At 34.5% G+C, this 13,005-nt stretch carries 16 protein-coding genes and 1 riboswitch; of the genes, 7 read left to right on the top strand and 9 right to left on the bottom strand.

Annotation, left to right across the window (positions count from 1 at the left end; all coding sequences use genetic code 11):
- Positions 1 to 134: 134 nt before the first annotated feature.
- Positions 135 to 1,193, bottom strand: coding sequence for a metal ABC transporter solute-binding protein, Zn/Mn family (locus tag GMB29_RS21540; RefSeq protein WP_136352146.1), 1,059 nt, complete (start codon positions 1,191 to 1,193; stop codon positions 135 to 137).
- 243 nt (positions 1,194 to 1,436) lie between these two features.
- Here GMB29_RS21540 and GMB29_RS21535 point away from each other — a divergent pair, with 243 nt between their 5' ends.
- Positions 1,437 to 2,000 (top strand): beta-class carbonic anhydrase, encoded by a 564-nt coding sequence (locus tag GMB29_RS21535; RefSeq protein ID WP_136352145.1) that lies wholly within the window; start codon positions 1,437 to 1,439, stop codon positions 1,998 to 2,000.
- A gap of 161 nt (positions 2,001 to 2,161) precedes the next feature.
- On the opposite strand, the gene yidD is transcribed toward GMB29_RS21535, so the two are convergent.
- Complete coding sequence (gene yidD / locus GMB29_RS21530) at positions 2,162 to 2,401, bottom strand: membrane protein insertion efficiency factor YidD (protein WP_136352144.1); 240 nt, start codon at positions 2,399 to 2,401, stop codon at positions 2,162 to 2,164.
- A gap of 226 nt (positions 2,402 to 2,627) precedes the next feature.
- Between yidD and GMB29_RS21525 the strand changes: the two genes are divergently transcribed.
- Positions 2,628 to 3,101 (top strand): S-ribosylhomocysteine lyase, encoded by a 474-nt coding sequence (locus tag GMB29_RS21525; protein ID WP_136352143.1) that lies wholly within the window; start codon positions 2,628 to 2,630, stop codon positions 3,099 to 3,101.
- A 130-nt stretch (positions 3,102 to 3,231) separates the two neighbouring features.
- On the opposite strand, the gene folE2 is transcribed toward GMB29_RS21525, so the two are convergent.
- Both folE2 and ytzI read right to left on the bottom strand, forming a co-directional pair.
- The gene (gene folE2, locus GMB29_RS21520) at positions 3,232 to 4,134 is read right to left on the bottom strand and encodes a GTP cyclohydrolase FolE2 (protein ID WP_136352142.1); all 903 of its coding nucleotides are present in this window, start codon (positions 4,132 to 4,134) and stop codon (positions 3,232 to 3,234) included.
- A gap of 158 nt (positions 4,135 to 4,292) precedes the next feature.
- On the bottom strand, positions 4,293 to 4,448 hold the full coding sequence (gene ytzI / locus GMB29_RS21515) for a YtzI protein (RefSeq protein ID WP_136352141.1): 156 nt from the start codon (positions 4,446 to 4,448) through the stop codon (positions 4,293 to 4,295).
- A gap of 135 nt (positions 4,449 to 4,583) precedes the next feature.
- On the opposite strand from ytzI, the gene GMB29_RS21510 reads away from it, so the two are divergent.
- Positions 4,584 to 5,024 carry a Dps family protein gene (locus tag GMB29_RS21510; RefSeq protein ID WP_136352140.1) on the top strand — a complete coding sequence of 147 codons (441 nt, stop codon included), beginning with the start codon at positions 4,584 to 4,586 and terminating at the stop codon, positions 5,022 to 5,024.
- Between the two features lie 152 nt (positions 5,025 to 5,176).
- Here the strand turns inward: GMB29_RS21510 and GMB29_RS21505 are convergent, their stop codons facing one another.
- Positions 5,177 to 5,389 carry a hypothetical protein gene (locus GMB29_RS21505; RefSeq protein WP_136352139.1) on the bottom strand — a complete coding sequence of 71 codons (213 nt, stop codon included), beginning with the start codon at positions 5,387 to 5,389 and terminating at the stop codon, positions 5,177 to 5,179.
- Positions 5,390 to 5,539: 150 nt separating this feature from the next.
- Between GMB29_RS21505 and GMB29_RS21500 the strand changes: the two genes are divergently transcribed.
- A complete protein-coding gene (locus tag GMB29_RS21500) occupies positions 5,540 to 5,872 on the top strand; it encodes a hydrolase (protein WP_136352138.1) in 333 nt (110 codons plus the stop codon).
- A 69-nt stretch (positions 5,873 to 5,941) separates the two neighbouring features.
- Positions 5,942 to 6,415: an RNA deprotection pyrophosphohydrolase gene (ytkD, locus tag GMB29_RS21495; protein WP_136352137.1), complete on the top strand. Its 474-nt coding sequence runs from the start codon at positions 5,942 to 5,944 to the stop codon at positions 6,413 to 6,415.
- 33 nt (positions 6,416 to 6,448) lie between these two features.
- On the opposite strand, the gene GMB29_RS21490 is transcribed toward ytkD, so the two are convergent.
- From GMB29_RS21490 to GMB29_RS21480, 3 genes are read right to left on the bottom strand one after another with little or no spacing between them, the layout of a single operon-like run.
- Complete coding sequence (locus GMB29_RS21490; RefSeq protein ID WP_406600287.1) at positions 6,449 to 7,264, bottom strand: ABC transporter permease; 816 nt, start codon at positions 7,262 to 7,264, stop codon at positions 6,449 to 6,451.
- Positions 7,242 to 8,021 (bottom strand): ABC transporter ATP-binding protein, encoded by a 780-nt coding sequence (locus tag GMB29_RS21485; RefSeq protein WP_136352135.1) that lies wholly within the window; start codon positions 8,019 to 8,021, stop codon positions 7,242 to 7,244. Before GMB29_RS21485 ends, GMB29_RS21490 begins: the two co-directional genes overlap by 23 nt.
- Before the next feature lie 12 nt (positions 8,022 to 8,033).
- Positions 8,034 to 9,023, bottom strand: a complete 990-nt coding sequence (locus GMB29_RS21480) for an ABC transporter substrate-binding protein (RefSeq protein WP_136352134.1) — start codon at positions 9,021 to 9,023, stop codon at positions 8,034 to 8,036.
- 207 nt (positions 9,024 to 9,230) lie between these two features.
- Between GMB29_RS21480 and GMB29_RS21475 the strand changes: the two genes are divergently transcribed.
- Both GMB29_RS21475 and GMB29_RS21470 read left to right on the top strand, forming a co-directional pair.
- Positions 9,231 to 10,010, top strand: a complete 780-nt coding sequence (locus GMB29_RS21475) for an alpha/beta hydrolase family protein (RefSeq protein WP_136352133.1) — start codon at positions 9,231 to 9,233, stop codon at positions 10,008 to 10,010.
- Positions 10,011 to 10,081: 71 nt separating this feature from the next.
- Positions 10,082 to 10,324 (top strand): DUF2584 domain-containing protein, encoded by a 243-nt coding sequence (locus GMB29_RS21470; protein ID WP_136352132.1) that lies wholly within the window; start codon positions 10,082 to 10,084, stop codon positions 10,322 to 10,324.
- Positions 10,325 to 10,802: 478 nt separating this feature from the next.
- Here GMB29_RS21470 and pckA read toward each other — a convergent pair whose 3' ends face one another.
- Positions 10,803 to 12,389 (bottom strand): phosphoenolpyruvate carboxykinase (ATP), encoded by a 1,587-nt coding sequence (gene pckA, locus GMB29_RS21465; RefSeq protein ID WP_136352130.1) that lies wholly within the window; start codon positions 12,387 to 12,389, stop codon positions 10,803 to 10,805.
- A 390-nt stretch (positions 12,390 to 12,779) separates the two neighbouring features.
- Positions 12,780 to 12,963, top strand: a riboswitch (SAM riboswitch).
- Positions 12,964 to 13,005 lie beyond the last annotated feature (42 nt).

Here is a 13,005-nt window from a genome sequence, read left to right as displayed (position 1 = left end):
AAAATGAAATACATCTATAGTCTGCCATTTCTACAGGATTTCATACTATCTGTAACGTGAAAAAAACGCCTTTATAAAAGACGTTTTTATGAAAAAGCTATAAGTAGGTTTGCTAAGATTTAAAAATGACTATTTTATTTACTTGAAAGTGCTTTTTCTATTGTTTCTAAATTTTTCTTCATGATACTGAAATAATCTTCATTGTTGTTTTTATCTTCTTCTGTTAAGCTTTCTAAATTATTTAAAGTTAAGGCTTCTGCTCCAATTTCGGATTGGACAATATCAGTTATATCGCTGCTTACATTTGCTTCGAAGATTATATACTGAATATCATGTTCCTTTGCAGTCTCAATAATGTTTTGTAATTCCTTCTGGGAGGGTTCCTCAGTTGGAGAAAGGCCTAAAACACTGATTTGTTCAATGCCATAGCGGTCTTCCCAATAACCGTATGCAGCATGTGAAACGAGAATTTCCCTTTTTTCGCCGTTACTTACTACATCTGTAAAGGACTTATCAAGATCTTTTAACTGTGCTTTTACTTGTTGAAAGTTTTTTTCAAATGTTTCTTTGCCATCTGGGTTTAATTCAACTAGTGAATTTTTAATATTCTCTGCTAATGTAATTGATAGGACTGGATCAAGCCAGACATGTGGATCTTTGTCACCGTGATCATGTCCCTTATGTGATTCTTCTTCTTCAGAATGTGCTTCATCTTCGTGTTCATGAGCAGCTTCATCTTCAGAATGTGCTTCATCTTCGTGTTCATGAGCAGCTTCATCTTCAGAATGTTTTTCATCACTATGCTCATGTTCTAAAAGGTCAATCCCATTTCCTGCATTTATAAATGCAACATCTTCTTTTTCTAAAGATTTTTCAATTTTTGCGGCAAAGCTTTCAATTCCCACACCAGAGTAAATAAATCCGTCTGCATTTGCAATATCAACCATCATTTTTGTTGTTGGCTCATAAGTATGTGCATCAGATCCAGGGGGAAGGACATTTTCAACCTCTACCAAATCACCGCCAATTTTCTTGGTGAAGTCCTCAAGTGGAAAAATAGTTGTATATATTTTCAGTTTTGTATCAGCTGATTCGTTGTTTGTTGATTGTGAACTAGTGTTATCACCATTACATGCAACTAGTGTAATTGCTAATAATAAAAGTATACTTATGAATAAAGAACGTTTTTTCATTATTTCTCCTTTCAATAAATCATTATGATTACGATTAAGACTTTCATATTATATCTTAATCATTCCGTTTTGAGAACAAATTTTTATTTTTATTTGTGGTAATTGTAGTATAAGCAACAAGAAGAAAAATCTGCATGAATGATTAAAAAAATAAATAGTAATTATTACGATTTATATAATATCGCAATAATAGTGAAAAAACAATAGATATGATATATTTAAAATAAAACAAGGAGGATACATATGAGAATCATTGATGAAATTTTAAATCATAATGAAAAATTTGTAGCTGAAAAGGAATTTGAGAAATTTGAAACTTCAAAATTCCCTGAGAAGAAGCTTGTCATCTTATCATGTATGGATACTAGATTAGTTGAATTATTACCAAAGGCAATGAACATTAAAAATGGTGATGTGAAAATTGTCAAAAGTGCAGGTGCGATTGTTGCCCATCCTTTTGGAAGTATTATGAGAAGTATTTTAGTTGCTGTTTATGAATTAAATGCCGATGAAATTTGTGTTGTCGGTCATCATGATTGTGGAATGAGTAAAATAAATGCAGATGACTTTTTATCAAAAGCAGTTGAAAGAGGCATTGCACAAGAAAAAGTGGATACAGTTAGATATTCTGGAATCGATTTAGATCAATGGCTTAAAGGATTTGATCGAGTAGAAGATAGTGTCAGAGATAGTGTTGATCAAATTAAAAATCATCCATTATTAACGAAAGATATTCCTGTTCATGGCCTAGTAATCGATCCTGCAACAGGGAAACTAGATATGGTTGTAAATGGATACGAAAAATAGATGAAAGTAAAAAAGGTTATGAGTAAACTCATAACCTTTTTTTACTAGATATGTTTATTTACTTTAAATTACTTATTTTACCTTCTTTGTACAGCTAGGGAAGGATCTAAGACTCGCGGTCATAAACTTTCTAGTAGGAGAGTCTTCTGCTAGAAATCGTTTTATGATTGTTCCTTATTTATGTTCTTTTTTTCAGGGACTGGATCAAAGCCGCCTGGATGGAAAGGATGGCATTTTAAAATTCGTTTTATCGTTAAAAAGCTGCCCTTTATGGCTCCGAAGCGTTGATATGCCTCCAAGCCATAATGTGAACAAGTTGGATAGAAGCGGCAAGTTGGGGGCGTCATCGGAGAAATAAATTTTTGATAAAATTTGATAATGGTTATAAAAAAATGCTTCATGAAAGCATCGTCTCCTAATTTTTATGTCTCTTTAAGTATACTTTGTTTTAATAAAAAGCCAAGTTTTTAACTTTTCATAACATACATTAGAAGTAGGTGTTCTTTGCGAATAAGTCGTGTAAACCATTTAGTACGGAAAGATAATTCTTACTAAAGAATTCTAGCTTTATAGACTTCCTTTGATTATGATACAATGAATGAAGAATTTACTTGAGGAGTGAATAAAATGCCTTCAGTTGAAAGTTTTGAATTAGATCATAATGCTGTAAAAGCTCCATATGTTCGTCATTGTGGTGTTCATAAAGTTGGCAGCGATGGAGAAGTAAATAAATTTGATATTCGTTTCTGCCAGCCGAATAAACAAGCGATGAAACCTGACACAATTCATACTCTTGAGCATTTGCTCGCGTTTAATATTCGTGACCATGCAGAGAAATATGATCACTTTGATATCATTGACATTTCACCAATGGGGTGTCAAACAGGTTATTATTTAGTTGTTAGCGGGAAACCAGAAGTAAGTGAAATCATTGACTTATTAGAAGATACATTAAAATCTGCTGTTGAAGTGACTGAAATTCCAGCTGCTAATGAAAAACAATGTGGCCAAGCAAAGCTTCATGATTTAGAAGGTGCAAAACGTTTAATGCGTTTTTGGCTCGAGCAAGATAAAGCAGAATTATCAAAAGTATTTGGATAATAAAATATTGTTTAGAGTCTAAATAATAAAAAAATCGGTGTTCCAAATTGGAATCACCGATTTTTTTATGCTTGTTGCGAACAAAAGCAGACTTGATGTTTTCGTATCCACATAGCTTGGAGGCGCTTTTTTATTTCCGATAGCTCAAACTAGCAATGGCATCATGTAAATGAATCGATTCTTCGTTTCTACATTCTACTGTAAATGCTTGGACAAATTCCAATTCATATAAATCTGCTGCAACTAGTCTGACCATATCCTCAACGAATCGAGGATTTTCATAAGCAGTCTCTGTTACCATTTTTTCATCAGGTCGTTTAAGAACGGGATGAATCATAGCACTTGCATTTGACTCTGCTGCATGCAATAATGCTGCTTTCCAGTCTTTTTCCCCGCGGTAATCATCTGTAAACTCTACATGCATTGTTACATATCCCCGCTGATTATGTGCACTATATTCACTTATTTCTTTCGAGCAAGGGCAAAGGGTTGTTACAGCACATGTTAAAGATGCTGAAGTTTTGAAGCCAACCCCTTCTTCAAAAGAAACTGTTAGCTTAGCATCTGCATGATTTAAACCTATGAGTTCAGAGCTTGGTCCTTTACGTTCGTAAAACCAAGGAAATGTCATTTCAATACTAGCATCTTTTTGTTTAAGACGCTCTGCTAGTTCCTTCGTAAAATCAAATAGGTTATTACAAGTTAAGACAAATCCGCCAGATTGACGATATTTTTCTAGCTGCTCAGTAAATCTGCTCATGTTTGTACCTTTAGCATCATGAGAGATTTTACTTGTCATTTTAACATTAGCAATGGTTGTTTGTTGTTGTGGATTCAATTCAGATTTAATGATAACTGGATGTTTTACATTGCTAATTCCAACTGCATCTATAGTAAAAAGGAAGTCTTTTTTAGTATTTTGCAAATCGGGCATTTTGTCTTTTTCTATTGGTTTAAGCTTTACACCTGGTTCAACGGAGCCGAAAAGCTTATGACGTTCTTTCTTTGGTGGTAAGTTTATCTTTCTAGTCATAATGATCTCTCCTTACTTACTCGATATTGAGAGTATACTGTAAGTTTATAGGAAACATCAACGATTAATCTAAAATTGTGTCGAAGATTGTAGAATTTGATAAGGCAGAGTAAAAACATTGTGAACATAAAATAATCGTTCGTAAATAAATGACGTGCTTATTTTTCAGAATCTTCTTCATTAACTGATGGTTCATCAGGCTTCTTTATAGGATCAACAGTATGTTTATATTGATATGCCTTTTTAGTTGTTAAAACACTTAACAGCAGTACAATAATGACGATTATGATACAAACAATAAAGATAGATTTCATATTAAATCCTCCATATTAATAAAAAGAACATTCTTTTTTCTCTTATTTTATCATGAGAAGTCTTAGATAAAATAGGATGTTTTGGAGAATGATAAAGAGGGTATGTAGTAAATAACAATAAAAGGAGGAGTTACCATGTCAGAAAAATTAAACAGTACTGTCAATAAACAAGTAGCAAATTGGACGGTTCTTTACGTGAAACTACATAATTATCATTGGTTTGTAAAAGGAAGTAACTTTTTCACATTACATGCTAAATTTGAGGAACTTTACACAGAAGCTTCAGTTCATATCGATGAATTAGCTGAACGACTATTAGCTCTAGAGGGTACGCCGGTAGCTACTATGAAAGAGTGCCTTGAACTCTCATCTATAAAGGAAGCAGAAGGTAAGGAAACCGCTGAGCAAATGGTTCAAAGCATTAATGACGACTTTACCTTACTAGCAGAAGAATTAAAAGAAGGAATGGAACTTGCTGGTGAAGTAGGTGATGAAACAACTGGAGACATGTTATTAGCTATTCACCAAAGTTTAGAAAAGCATATTTGGATGTTAAAATCATTCTTAGGGAAGTAAGCTATCAAGTGCAAGACAATCCGAAAAGCAAGTGATGACGCAAAGAGGTATACCCAGAAATTAATTCTGTACATTAACAGGATGCAGAGGCCGCTATAGCATTACATTGAAACTGAAAGCAGGTGAAATCATTTTGTGATTTCACCTGCTTTTTAAAGTTCTTTTTCAGCCAGTTCTGCTGTCATTTTCTCAGCAATGTATGGTGTAATTAAAGAATGTAAATCACGTTCGGATAAGTGACTGATCCAAGATAGGATCTCGTCTTTATCTGTTTTATTAATGATTAATTGTACATAGGCATTTAGATCTTCTTCATCGGCACGAAATCTACTGATATCTGGATTAGAAAAAAATTCATGAGTCATACACTTTCTGTGACCTCCCATTATGTCTATCAAGATTACCTCTATTTTCTGCACAAAGTCAGCAATCTATCCCGTAAACACTTTAGGTCTGTATAAATACAAAAATCAGGGCAAAAAATAATAGTAGGAACCAGCGAAGGAGTTGTCAACATGGAGAATACGAAAAAAACGTATTATATAACTGTTGCAAATGGGCAAATATCCCAATCAAGTACAGCATCAGCCTGGGATTTCAAAATAGAAGGAACAGATGAAGAGATTATTCAACTTCGTGAATATTTTGATCAGGTTTATTCCTCAGATTGGCAAGGTTTTTTTCGTGCTCATACACCATATGTTCAATATCATTATGATCGCGAAAATGATGCCGTTGATGAGACAAACAAAAGGATTTATCAAATGATTTATGAACTTGGTGATGAGGAAGCAAAAGAGCTGATTCGCACACAAGGTATTATTTCAAAAATTAATGAACAAGAATAAACCTTATACAGAAATATAACATTGTGATAAGATTTGAATAGAACAGGAAAAAAATTGAGGGATTAAATTATGTATCGGTTTTTCGATTATTATCACAATGAAGTACATTTATCATTTGAGGATCACCCTTTTTCTACTAATCCAAAACATGTATTAGTTTTATGCCGCTATGAAGATAAGTGGCTGTTAACAAAACATTCAGATCGAGGATATGAATTCCCGGGTGGTAAAGTAGAAGAAAACGAAATGGCAAAAGATGCTGCCATAAGAGAAGTTAAGGAAGAAACAGGCGGAATTGTTACCTCAATCGAATATATAGGTCAATATAAGGTGATGGGCAAAGAAAAAATTATTGTAAAAAATATATATTTTGCTATGATAAGCGAGCTAATTAAGCAAGATAATTATTTTGAAACATTGGGTCCTGTCTTATTACAAGAGATTCCTCAAGCGGTGAAAAAAGATAAACAATTTAGTTTTATTATGAAAGATGATGTCTTAAAAAGAAGTCTTCAGGAAATTAAAAAGAGAATCTTTAAGTAAAAATAAGAGGTGACAAACGACTAGCTGTCGAAGTCAGCCTCTTTTTTCTGATTTAACAACTCGCTTTTCTAAAAGCTCAACAACTTGATACATGATTGTTGCAAAAAATGCAATAATCAAAAGACTTAATAATACGAGTGTAAAGTTAAATACTTGAAAACCATAAATAATTAAATATCCTAATCCTCTTGCAGAAACAAGAAATTCTCCAACAATAACCCCGACCCAAGATAGTCCTACATTTACTTTTAAGCTTGATACAATGGTTGGATATGAAGCAGGGAGAACAGCCTCTTTGAAAAGCTGCCATTTCGTTGCATCAAAAGTTTTTAACACCTTTAAATAATTTGCATCAACCTCTTTAAACGAAGTATACACAACGATTGTTGTTATAATAACCGAGATAATTGTTCCCATCGCAATGATCGAAACGAAGCCTGGTCCTAGAGCAACAATTAAAATTGGACCAAGGGCAACTTTTGGCATAGCATTTAATATCACAAGATATGGATCAAGAATCTTTGAAATACGATTTGACCACCAAAGGATTGCTGCCAGAATCGTACCAAGTAGTGTGCCCAATATAAACCCGAGAATTGTTTCAAACAGAGTCGTGCCAATGTGTGAAATAAGAGTACCATCATTCATCTTGGTAACAAATAATTCCCATATTTTCGAAGGTGCGCTAAATAATAATGGATCAATCCATTCTCTTTGACCAGCCATTTCCCATAATCCAAAGAATAAGAAAAAAATGAGTAATTGATAAAATCGGACCCATCTTTTTTCTTTTTTTAGTTCATTAATGTAATTTTTGTGAAGGAGATCAGTGGTCGTTTTTTGTTTCAAGTTGATCTAACTCCTTCCATATTTGTTGGAATAACAATGAAAATGAAGGATGCTGCCTAGCGTCAAATGGTGTAAGTTCTCTTAGTTCTTTTGGAACGACATATGTTCGGTTAATCTTTCCAGGCTTTGAGGAAAATACAAATATTCGATCACTCATCGCGATTGCTTCACCAATATCATGTGTGACGAGCAGAGCGGTTTTCTTGAATTCTTTTAATGTTTCCACAACTAAATCTTCAAGCTTTAATTTTGTCTGATAATCCAAAGCTGAAAAAGGTTCGTCAAGTAATAATATCTTCGGATTTGTCGCTAATGTACGAACTAAAGCTGCTCTTTGTCTCATCCCGCCTGACAATTGACCTGGATATTGATTTTCAACACTATCTATCCCCATCGTTTTTAAGAGTGATAACGTAGTTCTCTTTGATTCTTTTGTTTTTTTACCGATAACTTTTAGTCCTAAAGTGACATTCTCCTCAATGGTTTTCCACGGAAAAAGATAATCCTGCTGCAGCATATAGCCAATAACTGAGTCGGGCTTTGAAATGACTTTATTGGCGATTGTAACAGTACCTTCTACTGGCTTGATTAGACCAGCAATGATTGACAAAAGTGTTGTCTTCCCACAGCCGCTAGGGCCGAGAAAGGAGACAAACTCTCCTTCCTCAACAGAAAGCTGGACATCCTCAAGAGCAACCGTTGCTGAATCCTTTGTAAAGTAAATATGATGAATATGTTCGACTGTTAAGAATGGCATGATTTTTCCTCCTTAATTCTCTGCCACTTCCTCCGCATAAGAGGTATTTACAAGTGTGTCATGATCAATGCGGGTTGGTAATTCACCAGCTTCATCCATAATATCTTGGAGATTATTCCACTCTTTTTCATCAAGGATTGGGTCTGTAGCAAAAGAGCCTTGTTCCTTATACCGCTCGACAACTGTTTCAATAATCTCAAGATCTGTATCTTTAAATTGAGGTGCAATGGATTTTGTAATCTCATCAGCACTTTTTTCTTGAACCCATTGTTGTGCTTTATAAATCGCTGATGTAAATTTTCTTGCAGCATCCTCATTTTCTTTTAGAAAGCTTTCTTTACTCATAAATGTTGTATAAGGAACCTTACCAGATTCCGTTCCAAACGAAGCAACAATATGTCCAGTACCTTCCTTTTCTAAGATGCTTGCTGTTGGTTCAAATAATTGAACGTAATCACCAGTACCTGAAGCAAAAGCACTTGGAATATTTGCAAAGTCTATATTTTGAATGAGCTCAAGATCTGAATGTGGGTTAATACCGTGTTGTTTCAGAACAAATTCACCAACCATCTGTGGCATTCCGCCGACACGTTGACCTAAAAATGTACTGCCTTTTAATTGATCCCATTCGAAATTTTCAATTTTTTCACGACTAACTAGAAAAGTGCCATCTGTTTGTGTTAATTGTGCAAAGTTGATAACTTTATCTTTAGAGCCTTGGGCATGGACATAAATGGATGTTTCAGAGCCAACTAGAGCAATATCTGCACCATCTGAAAGTAATGTAGTCATCGTTTTATCTCCACCCCATGTTGTCGTCAATTCGACATTAAGACCTTCATCCTCAAAAAATCCTTCGGCCATTGCAACATATAATGGCGCATAAAAAATTGAGTGTGTCACCTCAGCAAGCTTAATTGTTTCAACTTTGTTTTGATTACATGCGGAAAGTGGTAAAACAACTACAAGTGCAAGACAAAGCAACAAAATCCATTTTTTCATTTAACAAACCCCCCTAGATGCAATGCATCTTATAATTTTTGTAAAATAGATGTGTGGAATTGTAGAATATGAAAGAAACGTGTGAACTTATAATAATTTATGAATTTAGGAAAAATGTGTGAATGCCCAATTTAAAATTATGATGTGAAGTTATAGCCAAATGGGAACGATAAAAGGGTATTTGACAATAGAAAGAGTGAATTGTTTATGAATGGTGAAATCCTTAGTAAAGTTAAATATCCATCCCCAAATCCAAACATACGACTTTGGATTGTCACATACTTTTCGAACAACTTAAAAGTAAAAGGTCTTTTAGCAGAACCGACTGCATCAGGTAGCTATGATGGATTTCTTTACTTAAGAGGCGGAATTAAAAATGTTGGTATGGTAAGGGTAGGAAGAATTATTCAATTCGCCTCAGAAGGCTTTGTTGTTATGGCGCCATTTTATCGAGGCAATCAAGGTGGTGAAGGGAATGAAGATTTTGCTGGAGATGATCGGTATGATGCGCTCTCATGTCTCGACCTCTTAAGGCAACTTCCAAATGTTCGTTCAGAACGTATTCATGTTTTTGGTTTTTCAAGAGGTGGCGTTATGGCATTATTAGCAGGAATTTTGTCTGACCATGTATGCTCTGTTGTGACATGGGGTGGAGTTTCTGATATGTTTTTAACCTATGTTGAGCGAGAAGATTTGCGTAGAATGATGAAAAGAGTAATTGGTGGTACGCCAACAAAATATCCTACTCGCTATGTGTGGCGAACACCTTTATATGAATTAGAGAAAATGAATGCTCCTGTTTTAATTATACACGGTGTGAAAGATAAAAATGTCTCTGTTGAGCATGCTTACAGACTCGAAAAACGATTAAAGGAATTAAATAAACCAGTTGAAAGCTGGTATTTTGAAGAATTTACTCATTATTTCCCTCCGAAAATAAATCGAGAAACATTACATAGGCTTTGTACATGGATGAAAAATCAATAATATGTTTTTCAAAGTGAACAAGGGTGTTATGATAAAGATTATAGGAAATGGAATAACAAGGAGGTTTTCTGATGGGAATGCCTGTTGAATTTAATACGATGATTGTGACAAAAGGTAATGAACAAAGAATTGATGAAAATATTTTTCAAGTCACAAAAGAGGGCTATCGAATCTACCCAATTGACATTCCAATTGAGGTAAGAAAAACAAAAGCAGGAGAAATAGCTGGTGAAGCAATAGTTGAAAAACTGGAAATTGGTGAAAATAAAACAGTTGTAACGTATCGGTTAATTGCTCTTAATTCAACAAATTAAATGGAAAAACCAGGATTTGCTTTGTTATCCTGGTTTTTTATTTTTATTAAATTGATAATTAATGTACTTTTAGGTAAAGGCTGTTTTCGTAAACTTTGTTGCAATTTACCAAGAAGAGCTGTGTGGTTAATTGCAGCGAGAGGGTGCTCGCTTTTTAGCGGGGCGGGCGATGAGCCACCTTGGTGTAAACGCCTGCATGAGTCTCACCTGTCCCGCTGCTCTAAGCATGAGTCTCGCAATCTGCTCCAATTAACCTTATATAGTTCTCGTTTTAAAATAACAATCTTTACGAAAAGTGCCTAGGTAAATGACTAGTACTGAGCTGATATAAAAAAGAGTAAGACCGTTTGTTTCCAGCCTTACTCTTTTTAGATTTTTTAAAGGAAGTAAATCTCCAATTTCGGATTAAGGATTTACTAAGGTCAGGTCTTAAGGCTATGAAAAACATTGTTTCAGCTTCTAAGCTATATAGCTTACTTTATTTGCTTAATGGACCACCTAAATGCTCGATCTCAGGAGAAACATGTGCGAATTTTTTAAAGTTATTATTGAATTTTGTTGCTAGTTCACTCGCTTTTTGGAGATAATCTTCTTTTGAGCTCCATGTTAGGTGCGGCTGTAAAACATCATCAGGTACACCAGGAACATGAATAGGAATATTAAGGCCGAAAACCTCATCCTTCACTGTTTCAATATTATCAAGATCTCCTTCAATTGCAGCTTGAACCATTGCTCTCGTATATTTTAATTTCATTCGATTTCCGACTCCATATTCACCGCCGGTCCAACCAGTATTAACTAAAAATACTTGTACAGTATGTTCATCAATCTTTTGACCAAGCATATTTGCATAACGTGTTGCTGGCAGAGGTAAAAATGGTGAACCAAAGCATGTAGAGAAGGTAGCTTCTGGCGCTGTAATACCACGCTCAGTTCCTGCTAATTTACTCGTGTAGCCACTCAAAAAGTGATACATAGCTTGTTCTCTAGATAATTTACTGATTGGAGGCAGAACTCCAAATGCATCAGCTGTTAAAAAGACAATTGTTTGCGGATGCCCTGCTATGCTTGGTGTAATGACTTTATCAATTGCTTCTAAGGAATATGCTGCACGTGTGTTTTCAGTGTAAAATGAATCATCATAATCAGCTTCACGTGTTTCATCATCAATCACAACGTTTTCTAATACAGCACCATAACGAATTGCATTGAATATTTGCGGCTCTTTTTCTTTCGTTAAATTGATGCATTTTGCATAGCAACCGCCTTCAATATTGAAAACGCCTGAAGTAGACCAACCGTGTTCATCGTCTCCAATTAAACGTCTGTTAGGATCAGCAGACAGCGTTGTTTTTCCTGTTCCTGATAATCCAAAAAATAATGCAACGTCACCTTCAAAGCCGACATTTGCAGAGCAGTGCATAGGAAGAATATTATTCTCAGGTAATAAATAGTTCATGACTGAAAAGACAGATTTTTTCATTTCTCCAGCATACTCAGTACCACCAATTAAGATTGCTCTTTTTTCAAATGAAATAATAATAAAAGTTTCTGAGTTTGTTCCATCAATCTCAGGATCTGCTTTGAAATTCGGTGCACTGATAATCGTAAAAGGCTTTTCAGTAGATGGAGAATCATTATTTTCTTTAATAAAAAGTTGTTGAGCAAATAAATTATGCCAAGCAAACTCATTGATTACTTGGAGTGGCAATTGATAGCGTTTGTCTGCACCTGCAAAACCATTAAAAATATAAAATTCATCTCGTTCTTTTAAGTAAGAGATTACTTTGCTATAAAGTTTATCAAATGCTTCCTCTGAAATGGGTTTGTTAACAGTTCCCCAATCGATTTTATTTTTTACAGACTGTTCCTTTACTATAAATTTATCTTTAGGAGATCTACCAGTATACGCGCCAGTAGTTGCTCGAATTGCTCCTGTTGATGTTAAAATTCCTTCCTTGCGCTCAAGCACCTTTTCTACAAGTTGAGCAACTGATAAATTGTGATTTGCATTTTCACCTTTAACAAGCTGTGCAAGCTCATTTGACATCTCCACAATATTCATCCCCATTACCATCCTTTTCGTAAAATTAACGTATAACTATAGAAATATATTACAATATACAGACTTATTTTTGAATAGTATAACACATTAATTTTAATAAAACATACTAATTGTGAATTTTTAATGAAAAAGTTTAGACCTAATTGTAAATAAAACAAGCATGATAGACATTAGGAAATTGAGGAAGACTATGTATAGGAACCACAATGATTTAGTCCACAACAAATAATACTACATAATAAAAAAACGTTTATAATTTGCTTTTTAAAGGGGCATTACTAAGAAAGAGATTTTGTGATGAATGAATGTGATAAAAATATTATGTTTAGACTTGTCGGTTTTTGTTGACAGTAGTATTCTTGTGCGCTATGATATTTCCTTGAACGGATTCTCTTATCCCGAGCTGGTGGAGGGACAGGCCCTATGAAACCCAGCAACCTGTATCAAAGGAAAGTGGCGACCTACGTATTATTTAATAGATATAGCTTCTATTAAAAATAAGCGTAAGCAAAACAACATTTCCGATGCAAAGGTGCTAACCTGATGCAAGGCGAAAATCCTTGATCGATAAGAGCGAAAGGCGATGAACGATAACAAACCTTTCCTCATTTAGGGA

The organism is Metabacillus sediminilitoris (genome assembly GCF_009720625.1).
Lineage (GTDB): Bacteria > Bacillota > Bacilli > Bacillales > Bacillaceae > Metabacillus > Metabacillus sediminilitoris.
Note: the sequence above shows the minus strand (reverse complement) of the source record. Positions and strands in the feature narration are given on the sequence as shown.

Coding starts and splice junctions, on each gene's coding strand:
- GMB29_RS21540 (WP_136352146.1), bottom strand. CDS start 1,193: ATGAAAAAACGTTCTTTATTCATAAGTATACTTTTATTATTAGCAATT.
- GMB29_RS21535 (WP_136352145.1), top strand. CDS start 1,437: ATGAGAATCATTGATGAAATTTTAAATCATAATGAAAAATTTGTAGCT.
- yidD (WP_136352144.1), bottom strand. CDS start 2,401: ATGAAGCATTTTTTTATAACCATTATCAAATTTTATCAAAAATTTATT.
- GMB29_RS21525 (WP_136352143.1), top strand. CDS start 2,628: ATGCCTTCAGTTGAAAGTTTTGAATTAGATCATAATGCTGTAAAAGCT.
- folE2 (WP_136352142.1), bottom strand. CDS start 4,134: ATGACTAGAAAGATAAACTTACCACCAAAGAAAGAACGTCATAAGCTT.
- ytzI (WP_136352141.1), bottom strand. CDS start 4,448: ATGAAATCTATCTTTATTGTTTGTATCATAATCGTCATTATTGTACTG.
- GMB29_RS21510 (WP_136352140.1), top strand. CDS start 4,584: ATGTCAGAAAAATTAAACAGTACTGTCAATAAACAAGTAGCAAATTGG.
- GMB29_RS21505 (WP_136352139.1), bottom strand. CDS start 5,389: ATGACTCATGAATTTTTTTCTAATCCAGATATCAGTAGATTTCGTGCC.
- GMB29_RS21500 (WP_136352138.1), top strand. CDS start 5,540: ATGGAGAATACGAAAAAAACGTATTATATAACTGTTGCAAATGGGCAA.
- ytkD (WP_136352137.1), top strand. CDS start 5,942: ATGTATCGGTTTTTCGATTATTATCACAATGAAGTACATTTATCATTT.
- GMB29_RS21485 (WP_136352135.1), bottom strand. CDS start 8,021: ATGCCATTCTTAACAGTCGAACATATTCATCATATTTACTTTACAAAG.
- GMB29_RS21480 (WP_136352134.1), bottom strand. CDS start 9,023: ATGAAAAAATGGATTTTGTTGCTTTGTCTTGCACTTGTAGTTGTTTTA.
- GMB29_RS21475 (WP_136352133.1), top strand. CDS start 9,231: ATGAATGGTGAAATCCTTAGTAAAGTTAAATATCCATCCCCAAATCCA.
- GMB29_RS21470 (WP_136352132.1), top strand. CDS start 10,082: ATGGGAATGCCTGTTGAATTTAATACGATGATTGTGACAAAAGGTAAT.
- pckA (WP_136352130.1), bottom strand. CDS start 12,389: ATGAATATTGTGGAGATGTCAAATGAGCTTGCACAGCTTGTTAAAGGT.